This is a genomic window from Vibrio sp. G-C-1 (genome assembly GCF_021728015.1).
Classification (GTDB): Bacteria; Pseudomonadota; Gammaproteobacteria; order Enterobacterales; family Vibrionaceae; genus Vibrio; species Vibrio splendidus.
On sequence record NZ_JAKKCR010000017.1, the window covers coordinates 90506 to 103032 of the forward strand.

Here is a 12527-nt window from a genome sequence, read left to right on the forward strand (position 1 = left end):
ATTACGACATCAATTCGCACGGTTCTAGTGCAATTGAGACAAAGCTAAGGGAGAGAGCTTTAATGAGTCAAACGGTTACCCAAGTTCATAGCGCAGTAGAGAGCTTGACGCAGAGTTCAGACACTCTATTTCTATTATTAGGCGCCATCATGGTCTTCTTAATGCACGCAGGCTTTGCATTTTTGGAAGTCGGTACAGTAAGAAAGAAAAACCAAGTGAACGCGCTGGTTAAGATCCTCTCGGATTTCGGCGTTTCTGCCATTGCCTATTTCTTTATTGGTTACTGGGTGGCTTACGGTGCGCATTTCTTTGCAGATGCAGAAACCTTATCGCAAGGTAATGGTTACGAGCTGGTGAAGTTTTTCTTCTTGATGACGTTTGCTGCGGCGATTCCAGCGATCGTTTCTGGTGGTATCGCTGAGCGTGCACGTTTCTATCCAATACTCATCGCAACACTGTTCACCGTAGGCTTTGTTTACCCATTCTTTGAAGGGATCATCTGGAATGGTAATTTTGGTTTCCAAGATTGGCTTGAAGCGCAATTCGGTTATGGATTCCATGACTTCGCAGGCTCTGTAGTAGTTCACGGCGTTGGCGGTTGGATTGCTTTGGTCGCGGTTTACTTCTTAGGTATGCGCAAAGGTCGTATTCGTGCAGGCAAACACACTAACTTCGCACCATCTAACATCCCATTCTTAGCACTAGGTTCTTGGATCTTATGTGTGGGTTGGTTTGGCTTCAACGTGATGTCAGCTCAAGCTATCAATGGCATAAGCGGCCTAGTAGCCATGAACTCACTTATGGCGATGGTCGGCGGCATTCTAGCGGCTTTAGTCGCAGGTAAAAATGACCCAGGCTTCATCCACAATGGTCCTTTGGCTGGTCTCGTAGCGATTTGTGCAGGTTCAGACTTAATGCACCCACTTGGCGCTCTCGTTACAGGTGGTGTAGCGGGCGCATTGTTCGTTTACCTGTTTACTTACATGCAGAACAAAACACAGATTGATGATGTGCTGGGTGTATGGCCATTGCACGGCGTGTGTGGCGCTTGGGGTGGCATTGCAGCTGGCATCTTCGGCCAGCAAGCACTCTGGGGACTAGGTGGCGTGAGCTTTGGTGCGCAAGTAATGGGAACACTTGCAGGTATTATCGTCGCTCTAGCCGGTGCATTGGTTGTATACGGTGTTCTAAGTAAAGTGACTGGCCTACGTTTAAGTGAAGAAGACGAGTTCAACGGTGCGGATCTTGCCATCCACAAGATCTCATCAATAAACGAAGACTGATCACAGTTCAATAGATAAACAATAAGCGGCTTCGGTCGCTTTTTTTGTACCTATTTCACTTTTGAACAGGAGATATCGAGCGAGTTATGTCACAAATAACCAATGAATTCAGTTGGCTAAGACTATGGTCTAATCCCTAAAACTATTGTTGGAATTTGAACAGTGCTAAGCTGTTACAAAGTGACATATCTAAAAGGACGTTATATGCATTTCCCATACAGAAATATCGTAATTCTTACTGGTGCCGGAATCTCAGCGGAGTCGGGGATACAAACATTTCGAGCGCAAGACGGATTATGGGAAAACCATAAAATCGAAGATGTCGCGACACCTGAAGGTTTTGCAAAAGATCCAGACTTGGTGCAAGAGTTCTACAATAAGCGTCGCCATGGCTTACAGAACGAAAGTATTCTGCCAAACTCTGCCCATAAGGCGCTAGGTGAGCTCGAAGAGAAGCTAGACGGCAAAGTAACGATCATCACTCAAAACATCGACAACCTGCACGAGAGAGGCGGTAGCAACAATATTATTCACATGCATGGTGAACTTCTTAAGGCACGTTGCAGCGAATCAAACCAAGTTCTAGAGCACAAAGACGACATCCATACCGGCGAATTGTGCCATTGTTGCCAGATACCAGCTCAAATGCGTCCTCATATTGTTTGGTTTGGCGAAATGCCATTAAGAATGGGCGACATCTATTCAGCGTTAGAAGAAGCGGATCTGTTCATCTCGATCGGCACGTCAGGTGTGGTTTATCCAGCCGCAGGTTTTGTACATGACGCTAGAATGCATGGTGCGCATACCATAGAGATAAATCTCGAACCTAGTGCGGTTGAAAGTGAGTTTGAAGAGAAACGCTACGGTAAAGCCAGTATTGAAGTGCCGAAATTAGTGGGTGAGCTGTTGTGTTCAGAGAAGGGCTCTTTAACGGCTTAACTAATCTTTATCCACCATATATGGCAAATGTACATTGACCTAAAGAGAATTAGAGTCGTATGTATGTTTGCCTTTTTTGTCTCTATTTTTTACCTGTCTTACGGCCAAATCAGCCACTAAATAATGGAGTAATTAAGCTCGTTGATCTGTTCGCTGCGCTTTTTTCATTTCGTACATCGCTTTATCTGACTCATCAAGCGCCTGTTTAAAGTTCTCTCGACTCGTTACTTCAATACCGTAAGAGAAGCCGATGTTCTCTCCATGTAATAGGTTCGTCACTTGGGTTACAAACTCGCCACCACGGCCAAGTTGTGCAGTCGCGACAAACTCATCACCGCCAACACGAAATACCATTTCATCTTCTAGGGCGGCTTGGCTGAGCGCTTGAGAGAAGCGAACGATCATTAGATCGCCAACTTTATGGCCTTTACGGTCATTGACTCGCTTTAACCCGTCCAAATCGAAATATATGAGTTCGAATTCTTTCAGCGTGATTGCGTCAAATTTCTTACGATTATACAAGCCTGTCAGCTCATCTTGCTTGCTTTGATCTTTCAATTTGGTTGTAAGTTCAGTAATACCGTAAGCAATAAGTAGGAAGGCTATTTGCAACAATCCATCTTCAAGAAAGGTGTCGAGTAACTCGTTTCGGTCGGCCCATTCATCGAGGTATTTGAGCTCTGTGATCACATCATAAAGCAAGTTAAAAATAAGTAGTAGAGCACCATAGCGAAGGGCTTTATGAGGGCGAATAGCATGACGAGCAACGTAGTAGATGTACATTATAATCACGAGCGTGTTCGTTTCAAAAAACAGATCGTAATTGGAATCTATGTGAATAAAAGAACTCAGCCCAAGCATCAAGAATGACGCAAGCAGCATCAGAGTCACAACCAATAATATAGGGTTCGCGGGCATATTAAATCGCACTTCATTTGGTTTAATATCATCCTATATAAAGTGTAGATAAAAATAAAGCGGCTTACGCCGCTTTATTAACCTGTCAGTAACAATCTAGTTGTTTACTTTAAGTTTTTGGAAGTACTCGTCATAAATAACGCTCGCTTCGCCAACTTCATCCTGCCATACGCCGTTATCCATCACAGATTGCGGTGGGAAAACGTTCTTATCTTCAGAAAATTCTTTAGGTAGAAGAGGGTAAGCCGTTTTAACTGGCGTCGGGTAACCGATCTCTAAAGCAATCTTAGCGGCATTTTCAGGACGAAGAAGGAAGTCGATCATCTTATGTGCCGCTTCAACATTTTTAGCACCTGATGGGATCGCTAAGCTGTCCATCCAGAAGATAGCGCCTTTCTCTGGCCAGATGATGTCAATTGTCGCGCCTTCTTGGCGTGCCATGTAAGCAGAGCCATTCCAAAGCATACCAAGAGACACTTCACCCGCTAGATAAGGGTTTGCTGGGAAATCTGAGTTAAATACCAATACGTTTGGCATCAGCTTACGAAGTTCTTCGTACGCTTCTTTGATTTCTTCAGGGTTCGTTGTGTTTGGAGAGTAACCCAGTTTAGACAGTGCGATATGGAAAACCTCACGAGAGTCATCCATCATCATCAGTTGACCTTCCCACTGTGTATCCCACAGATCGCCCCAGTTTTTAACTGAAGACTTGTCTAGCATATCTGAGTTGATACCAATACCCGTTGCGCCCCAGATGTATGGGATCGAGTAGTTGTTGTTTGGGTCAAATGGCTTATCTAAGTAATTTGGATCCAAATCTGCAAAGTGGCTTAGCTTAGCTTTATCAAGCTCTTGAAGCATGCCTTCTTTACGCATCTTAGAAACGAAGTAAGTAGAAGGAACCACTAAGTCGTAACCCGTACCTTGAGTTTTTAACTTAGCGTACATGCTTTCGTTAGACTCATAAGTTGAGTAATAGACTTTAATGCCAGTTTCTTCTGTGAAGTCTTCTAGTACTTCATTTGGAATATATTCAGACCAGTTGTAAAAATACAGTTCTTGGTCAGCTGCGAAAGAGGGTGTAGAAAGTAAAGTAGCAGCACACAATGCGCCGGTATACAGTGTTTTTTTCATTACTGTTCCGTTCATTTGTTTGATTTGGAGCTGGGTAGTGAACCCAAAGTAAATGGATTTCTAAAAATCGCGCTAGATTATAGCAGTGATATAACAAAATAGGCAGCCTAAGCTGCCTATTCATTGATATTCTTATTTTTAACGTGTTGATTACCTAACTCAGGTTGTTAAGTAAACCAGTTACTTATCAGCGTCTGTTGACCGGAGCAATGAGATAACGAACTCGCTTACTGACCCGCTTTAAGCTTCATGAAGTAATCTTCGTACTTCACTGTCTTATCGCCAACCGCGGCTTGCCATTCAACACGGTCAAGATCTTCTTGCGACGGGAACAGAGCAGGGCTGTCTTTGAACTTCTCATTAGACGCTTTAACTGCCGTTAGGTAACCGGTGTCACGAGAGATTTGCTCTGCGATTTCTGGGCGAAGTAGAAAGTCGATCATCTTATGAGCCGCTTCTACGTTGATTGCACCAGAACTGATAGCAAAGTTATCAACCCAACCAATGCCGCCTTCTTTAGGAAAAACCAGTTTAATCGGTAGCCCTTCATTTTGCGCTGCAGCGGCAGAACCGTTCCAAAGCATACCCAGTCCAACTTCGCCAGACATGTATGGCGCACCTGGGTTATCTGAGTTAAACACAAGAACGTTCGGCATCAGCTTACGCAGTTCAGCGTAGGCTTCGTCGATTTCTTTTTCGTTAGTCGTGTTACCTGAGTAACCTAACTTACGCAGTGCGATGTGGAACACTTCACGCGTGTCGTCCATCATCATCAGCTGACCTTCAAGCTCAGGGTTCCATAGGTCAGCCCAGCTTTGGAAATCTTCTGGATCGTACATGTCTGTGTTAACAGCTAGGCCCGTAATAGCAACAACATGTGGAATCGAGTAGTCGTTGTTCGGATCATATGGCTTATCTAGGTAGTTCGTATCTAGATTCGCAAAATTGTTTAGCTTGGTTTTGTCGATCTTTTGAAGCATGCCTTCGTCCCGCATTTTAGACACGAAGTAGGTCGAAGGAACCACAAGGTCGTAACCTTTATTGTGCGTTTTCAATTTTGCGTACAAAGTTTCATTCGATTCGTAAGTCGAATAAATAACTTTGATGCCAGTTTCATCAGTGAACTGTTCTAAGATCTCACTATTGATGTAAGGTCCCCAGTTCATGAATACCAATTCTTTGTTATCTTTTGCAAATGATGGTGCAGATAACATTGAAAGCGCACATGCACTACCAGCTAATAGAGTAGCCCATTTTTTCATTGACGTTAGCTCCAAACTAAACGTTGCCCAAAGGCAGTAGATAGAAAAACAGAATGGCAATTTACCATTCTGTTTATGAATAACACTTTTGTTAAACTTGAAGTATTTTAACTTCTTATCAAGTTAGTCTCACTACAGAGTAGGAGACTTACTTGATTTTCTCTCTCGCTAATAACTGAGAAATAATCACCAGTATTAACGACACCACTAACATCACTGTTGCTAGGGCGTTGACCTCTGGAGATATACCGACTTTAACCATCGAGTAAATCTTCAGTGGCAATATTTCATACGTTGGGCCCGTTACGAAAGAGCTGATGATCACATCGTCCAAAGACAGAGTGAAGCTCAATAACCAACCCGCAGCAACCGCTGGCTTAGCAAGAGGCAGGATGATCTGTTTTAGAATCGTCCATTCACTTGCCCCTAAATCTTTTGCAGCTTCTAGCATCTTCACATCAAAGCCATTCAAGCGACTGTAAACCGTAACAACAACGAACGGCAGACAGAAAGTAATGTGCGCCGCAAGTAGGGTAAAGAACCCAAGTTGTACACCCATAACTAAGAATAGCGCAAGAAGCGAAATCGCCATTACGATATCTGGAGACATCATCACGATGAACAACATGCCATTGACGATGCCTTTACCTTTAAATTGGTAACGGAATAGGGCAACGGCAGTCAGGCTTCCGACAATCGTTGCGGCAGTTGCAGAGAACACCGCTACGTTGATCGAGTGCCACGCAGCCTGCATTAGGCTGTCGTTGTTAATCAACGCGTCATACCACTTGGTGGTAAAGCCACCCCATTTCATACCGAATTTATTGGCATTAAATGAGTTCGCAATCAATACGATAATAGGTAGGTATAGAAAAGCGTATACCAGCGCCATAAAGCTGAACTTAACTGTGCGACCCATTAGTCTAGCTCCACTTTCTTATTCAATAACTTGCCTGCACGGTAGTAGGCATAAAGCATCACGGCCATAGCAGTAGTCAGTGCAATACTGGTTGCGGCGCCAAACGGCCAATCACGGGCATTAAGCACTTGGCTCTTAATGACGTTACCGATCAACAGGTTCTTAGCACCGCCCAACAAGTCTGAAATGTAGAACATTCCAAGCGCAGGGAGCAATACAAGTAAACAACCACCGATAATGCCTGGCATCGTTAGGGGTAAAACAACCTTCAATAGCGTTTGAAGTTTGTTCGCACCTAAGTCTTTAGCCGCTTCTAAATAAGTATCGTCTAGCTTTTCAATCGCTGAGTACAACGGCAAAATCATGAAAGGCAATAGGATATACACTAACCCGATCATTACTGCCGTTTCTGAATACATGATACGAAGTGGCTTATCGATAATGTCTAACGCCAACAAACCTTTGTTCAACACACCTTGTGTACCTAAAACCACTTTTAACCCGTAAGTACGAATCAAAGAGTTGGTCCAGAATGGCACAATCACTAAGAACAACATGATTGGGCGCCATTTCGTAGGCATTTTTGCCACGATATAGGCAAATGGGTAACCAATAATTAAACAAAGTAGGGTTGCGACAATCGCCATATAGAAAGAGTGCATCAGCACTTTAAAATACAGCGGATCAGCCAAACGCAAGTAGTTATCGAGAGTGAAGGTCATCTCGATCAAGTTCGCTTCATCACGAGTTAGAAAGCTAGTGCCGATGATCATGATGTTTGGAATCATCACGAACAGCACTAACCAACCTGTGATTAAAGCAACAATCGCGTTTTGTAAATTAAACTTCTTGCTCATCTTCTAACACCACTTCCCAGCTCTCAACCCAAGTTACTGCAACTTTTTGGCCCAGTGAGTGATCAACATCAGGGTCATCTTCGTTGAAGAATTCGCTAACCATGACACGCATACCTGATTCAAGTTCTACGACTGAATCTAATGTCATGCCTTTATAGGTTCGCTCGACAATGTAGCCGACAATACCACTTTGATCCGACTCTTTAATTTCTTCGATACGAAGATCTTCAGGGCGAAGTAGTACTTGCAGTTTTTGGCCCGGTGCTACGTCTTTATCATGATAGATAATTGACTCTTCACCTTCGATTGTCGCAACAATGCGCTTTTCATCTTGACGAGATTTCGCTGTCGCTTCGAATACGTTAATTTCACCAATGAAACGAGCAACAAATAAGTTCTTAGGCTCTTCGTAGATTTCTCTTGGTGTTCCGTCTTGTTCAATCACGCCATCACGCATAACAATAATACGATCAGACATGGACAATGCTTCTTCTTGGTCATGCGTTACAAAAATGAACGTGATACCAAGTTGGCGTTGCAGTTGTTTAAGCTCGATTTGCATCTGTTTACGTAGTTTGTAATCTAGAGCAGAGAGAGACTCATCCAACAAAAGAACTTTAGGCTTATTAACGACAGCACGAGCGATTGCGATACGTTGCTGTTGGCCACCGGATAGCTGGTGTGGCTTTCGTTGTGCCATTTGTTCTAGGCGCACCATTTTTAAAGCATCCATGACACGAGGTTCAATCTCGGTGTTTGGCACTTTTTGCATGCGTAAACCAAATGCCACATTGTCGAAAACGGTCATATGGGGGAATAGGGCATAGCTTTGGAATACAGTGTTAACATGCCTTTGTTCAGCAGGAACTTGGGTTACATTCTGTTGAGCTAATAGTATTTCACCACTATCTGCCGTTTCAAACCCTGCAATCATCCTTAGTACCGTGGTTTTACCGCAACCGGACGGGCCTAATATCGTGAGAAACTCACCATGATTTACGTTTAGATCAAGATTGCCGATGACTTCCTTACCATCGAAACTTTTACTAATGCCAGTTAACTGTACGACTGGCTTTCCTACTGATTTTTTAGCGTTCAACGTCTGTTTTTCTCCACCTTGGTTCTATTTGAGACCTGTTGCTATACACCTTTAAGGCGCGCATCATAATCACCAAAAACGTGAATTCAAAGCATTTTTTACCATTCATAGATAAAAAAATTCACAGGTAAAAGTAAACATCCTTTACCATACTGTTATTTATTGGGTTTACACCCTAACAAGTGTCTAATTATTAACCATTAAGACGCAAAAGCAAGCCTTGTTACAGATTCATATTTTAGTTTGCAGCCGACATATGGGTATAATGAAGGCAATTTTTTATCAATAAGTTAGGTGGCTTCGTTTAGTTGGCGCACCTAGGTATCAATATGAACAACGACATCGAAAAAGATTTTAATTTGGGCGGTAGTATCGACCGTGCACTTTCCGGCGATTATGAGCTCAAAGCAACGGCTGTATTCCAAGAAGCTTGGAAACATACGATAAGTCACTTTCTTTCGTTTTCCCCTGCGATTGTTGCGCTAATGTTCGTGCAATTGGCTATCTTTTATATCGCACTAAAACTGCAGCTTGGTGACCCCGCGATTATCTTAGACGCGGTTATCGACCCAGAGGCATTTACACCACAGGTCGTTGAATCCATTTTTATTGCTAACTTTAGCTACGAAGTAATCAGCGCGCCTATCTATGCTGGCATCTGTTTAATGGCAATGAGCCACGTCGCAGGCTTACAAACCAAAGTGCGTCATATCGGAAAAGGTTTACAGTTCACGGTTCCAGTCATTCTCGTTACTTTGTTCAGCCTCATGCTTCAAGGCATCGCAGGTATGCTATTGCCATTTTTGTCTATCTACTTCTCACTAGCATTCAGCAATTCAATTCTGCTGATTTGTGATAAGAAAGTACCGCCAATGCAATCGTTGCTGCTTTCTCTAAGAGCGGTAAATAAGAAAATCTTCGTCGTCGCATCTATCTACTTAATGGTTATGCTGATGTTCATTGTGGCAGCAATGATGTACGGCATTGGCTTGATATTCGTTCTTCCGTTCTTCTTTCATGTGAAAGGCATCATCTACCGTGAAATGTTTGGTATCAAACTGAAGGTTATTGCGTCAGATCGACCTAATAGTGATGACGACAACAGCAACGGCGACAGTAATAACGACGGCAACAACAGTAACGATGGTAACAAAAACAAAAACCCTCAGGTGTTCGATGCGTAATAATGTCAAAGGCAGCGCAAGTAAATCACTTGCGCTAAAGGTAACTGCACTAGCGATTGTAGGGTCTATCTCACTGGTTGGTCCATACATTTACCAAGAAGAAGAGCGCCGACGTTCGGCAGACCAAAGTTCAAATACATCAAGTGAGTTTGGTGATTTGACCGTGGCTTCAGAACGACCAAATTTTGCTGCTATCGAAGATGTGAACGTGAAAAAAGACACATTCTTTTCGTTCCTTCGCCCAAGCATCAATATTGAAAACAAACGTATCACCAAAGAACGCGCGTTTTTAACTAAGCTATCTGAATCTGGTTTGAGCAATATTGACTCTGAAGACGCGTCTTATGCGAAAAGGCTAGGGAAGTTGTACAGCTTACCAGTACCTAGTGAAGGTTTAAATCAGGCATGGCTGACAGAGATGCTGAGCCGTGTCAACATACTGCCAGAGGCGCTGGTACTGACACAGGCTGCTAATGAATCGGCTTGGGGGACATCGCGTTTCGCCACCAAAGCCAACAACTATTTCGGACACTGGTGTTACACCAAAGGTTGTGGACTTGTTCCGCTACAACGTAACGAAGGTAGCTCGCATGAAGTAGCAACATTCTCTTCAAGCCAAGAATCGGTGCATCGTTACTTCATGAACCTTAACCGCAACCGTGCTTACTCTGATTTAAGAGCCATTCGCGCAAAACTTGCTGCACAAGGTGATGACCTTTTAACAACCGAAACAGCGACAGAGCTCACTAACGGCTTGTTAAAATATTCTGAGCGAGGTTCAGACTATGTGACTGATTTACAAGCTATGATCCGTCACAACAAGGTATACTGGAAAAAGTAACTCATTTTGATACCAACTTGGTTGCCTTCGAAAGTCGGCTTACACCAAGTAACATCACAAAAAGAGCAGCTCATTGGCTGCTCTTTCTATTTATAAACGCTCAACTTCGACAAGATTATAATAATGAAAAAGACAGTACTCGCTCTATTAGCCACTTTAAGCCTTGGCGTTTCTCTTCCTGCTTCGGCGCAAGAATACATGTTCACGTATTCTAAACTCTATACTCAGCTGAAAAACAACACCAAAGAAGGGCACGATGATGTCAAAGTTGCGGTCTTCTTTGTTGACCAACAAGCACAGAAAACCTGTCACATCAGCAAAGCTTGGATGGAGAAAGAAGAGCATTACGAAGAGTTAAAAGTGTCTCCTGCGAATGAGCTGCTTCTACCAGTAGATAAAAACCTACGCTCAGCAAACCCTCTTATCTTTGTACAAACCCAAGAACAAGAATGTGCGTATTCGCTCGTCGTAATGACTCAGGAACCTTTGGCTGGAACGGTTGAGGTTGCACAGTTAGAAAGCCTATTACCACAGATGCAAGCGATGCTAGAAGACGTCAGCGGCATGTTCTCTAGTTGGTTCACTCCTGATATTCAAGGTTTGACGCTAGAATTTGATAGTAAACTTGAAGGCAATATTGCCCTGTCTAATGGTAAGCAAATCCCAATCAAAGAAGGGCGTGCGAAATTCACGCTGGACGAACTGAACGGAAGTGACAGCATCACGTTACCAGAAGCCACAGTTCGTGTTTTGCCTTACATCCCTGCGCAATAATAACTACCGGCCAGAAGCTGTTTGCTCAGTTTAAGATCTTAACGAAACAGCCTGTTCTCCGTTGAACAGGCTGTTTTCGTTTAAAGTCTTAAACCTAAACCTAAACCTTTAAATCTTGCCAAATCACATATCTCAACGGCCTTTCACCTTTGATTCTTACCTCTTATTGCGACATGTTTTTCTCACCGCTAGAGGACAGATCGTATGATAAGGCGGAATCTTTCTCCTGCTTGGCTTGTTTATCCTGTCGTTGCTGTTCCAACCTGAAATAAAAATCCGTATAATCCACGCCCTAAAACAGTCCCACTAGCAATCTACAGTCGGTAATACGACGGTGTGAGAGTCGCAATGAACCAAAACGAAAATAAAAAAGATACACTTGAATTCAACAAGCTTCAGAAACTTCTAAGAAGAAATGTTGGGAATGCCATCGTCGACTACAACATGATCGAAGAGAATGACGTAGTAATGGCGTGCATTAGTGGCGGTAAAGATTCATTTGCGATGCTAGACATTTTGCTACGTTTGCGTGAAGCAGCACCCATCAAATTTGATGTTGTTGCCGTAAACCTAGACCAAAAACAACCGGGGTTCCCTGAGCATATTCTTCCTGAGTACTTTGAAACTCTGAACATTCCTTACTACATCGTAGATAAAGATACGTACTCAGTGGTAAAAGAAAAAGTGCCAGAGGGTAAAACAACGTGTGGTCTATGTTCTCGTCTTCGTCGTGGTACTTTGTACTCGTTTGCAGAGAAGATTGGCGCAACGAAGATTGCTCTAGGTCACCACCTAGACGACATTGTTGAGACTATGTTCCTGAACATGTTCCACGGTGCTCGCCTTAAGGCTATGCCACCTAAGCTTCGCTCTGACGATGGTCGTAACGTTGTAATCCGTCCTCTGACTTACTGTCGCGAAACGGACCTAATCAAATACGCAGAGCATAAAGAGTTTCCGATCATTCCATGTAACCTGTGTGGTTCTCAAGAAAATCTGCAACGTCAAAACATCAAAGCGATGCTAATTGATTGGGATAAACAGACTCCAGGCCGTGTTGAGAAGGTCTTCAAGTCAATTCAGAACGTGAGCCCAAGCCAATTGGCTGACCGTGAGTTGTTTGATTTCATTAACCTTCCACTGGATCGTAGCGAAGATCGCAAAGCATACGAATTCGAAGAAGCTGAAATCTCGTCTTCAAACATTGATGAGTCAATGTTCATCGACGTAACTAACGTATAACGCGATATAAACGATTCTGTTGTTGGAATCGCGCAAGCTTTAGATAAACAAAAACGCCTCAAGCATTGCTTGAGG

12 protein-coding genes are annotated in these 12527 nt (G+C 43.3%); 6 read left to right on the forward strand and 6 right to left on the reverse strand.

Features of this window, described 5'->3' with window-relative positions:
• Positions 1 to 62 precede the first annotated feature (62 nt).
• On the forward strand, positions 63 to 1283 hold the full coding sequence (locus L3V36_RS21030) for an ammonium transporter (RefSeq protein ID WP_004733716.1): 1221 nt from the start codon (positions 63 to 65) through the stop codon (positions 1281 to 1283).
• A 204-nt stretch (positions 1284 to 1487) separates the two neighbouring features.
• Positions 1488 to 2222: a Sir2 family NAD+-dependent deacetylase gene (gene cobB / locus L3V36_RS21035; RefSeq protein WP_017087790.1), complete on the forward strand. Its 735-nt coding sequence runs from the start codon at positions 1488 to 1490 to the stop codon at positions 2220 to 2222.
• 132 nt (positions 2223 to 2354) lie between these two features.
• Here cobB and L3V36_RS21040 read toward each other — a convergent pair whose 3' ends face one another.
• From L3V36_RS21040 to potA, 6 genes are all read right to left on the reverse strand, one after another.
• Positions 2355 to 3152 carry a GGDEF domain-containing protein gene (locus L3V36_RS21040; RefSeq protein ID WP_208775465.1) on the reverse strand — a complete coding sequence of 266 codons (798 nt, stop codon included), beginning with the start codon at positions 3150 to 3152 and terminating at the stop codon, positions 2355 to 2357.
• An 84-nt stretch (positions 3153 to 3236) separates the two neighbouring features.
• Positions 3237 to 4274 carry an extracellular solute-binding protein gene (locus L3V36_RS21045; protein ID WP_102445321.1) on the reverse strand — a complete coding sequence of 346 codons (1038 nt, stop codon included), beginning with the start codon at positions 4272 to 4274 and terminating at the stop codon, positions 3237 to 3239.
• A 227-nt stretch (positions 4275 to 4501) separates the two neighbouring features.
• Entirely contained in the window at positions 4502 to 5536 is a 1035-nt protein-coding gene (locus tag L3V36_RS21050) for an extracellular solute-binding protein (RefSeq protein WP_017080468.1), read from the reverse strand.
• 148 nt (positions 5537 to 5684) lie between these two features.
• Complete coding sequence (gene potC / locus L3V36_RS21055; protein ID WP_004733706.1) at positions 5685 to 6455, reverse strand: spermidine/putrescine ABC transporter permease PotC; 771 nt, start codon at positions 6453 to 6455, stop codon at positions 5685 to 5687.
• Entirely contained in the window at positions 6455 to 7312 is an 858-nt protein-coding gene (gene potB / locus L3V36_RS21060; RefSeq protein ID WP_004733704.1) for a spermidine/putrescine ABC transporter permease PotB, read from the reverse strand. The genes potC and potB overlap by 1 nt, the downstream gene beginning before the upstream one ends.
• Positions 7296 to 8411, reverse strand: coding sequence for a spermidine/putrescine ABC transporter ATP-binding protein PotA (gene potA / locus L3V36_RS21065; protein ID WP_102448266.1), 1116 nt, complete (start codon positions 8409 to 8411; stop codon positions 7296 to 7298). Before potA ends, potB begins: the two co-directional genes overlap by 17 nt.
• 329 nt (positions 8412 to 8740) lie before the next feature.
• Here potA and L3V36_RS21070 point away from each other — a divergent pair, with 329 nt between their 5' ends.
• The 4 genes from L3V36_RS21070 (at position 8741) to ttcA (ending at position 12452) form a co-directional block, all read left to right on the forward strand.
• Positions 8741 to 9595, forward strand: coding sequence for a membrane protein (locus L3V36_RS21070; protein ID WP_004733700.1), 855 nt, complete (start codon positions 8741 to 8743; stop codon positions 9593 to 9595).
• The gene (locus L3V36_RS21075; RefSeq protein ID WP_102448267.1) at positions 9588 to 10436 is read left to right on the forward strand and encodes a glucosaminidase domain-containing protein; all 849 of its coding nucleotides are present in this window, start codon (positions 9588 to 9590) and stop codon (positions 10434 to 10436) included. Before L3V36_RS21070 ends, L3V36_RS21075 begins: the two co-directional genes overlap by 8 nt.
• 123 nt (positions 10437 to 10559) lie before the next feature.
• Positions 10560 to 11210 (forward strand): DUF2987 domain-containing protein, encoded by a 651-nt coding sequence (locus tag L3V36_RS21080; protein WP_102448268.1) that lies wholly within the window; start codon positions 10560 to 10562, stop codon positions 11208 to 11210.
• Between the two features lie 348 nt (positions 11211 to 11558).
• The gene (ttcA, locus tag L3V36_RS21085; protein WP_004733695.1) at positions 11559 to 12452 is read left to right on the forward strand and encodes a tRNA 2-thiocytidine(32) synthetase TtcA; all 894 of its coding nucleotides are present in this window, start codon (positions 11559 to 11561) and stop codon (positions 12450 to 12452) included.
• Positions 12453 to 12527 lie beyond the last annotated feature (75 nt).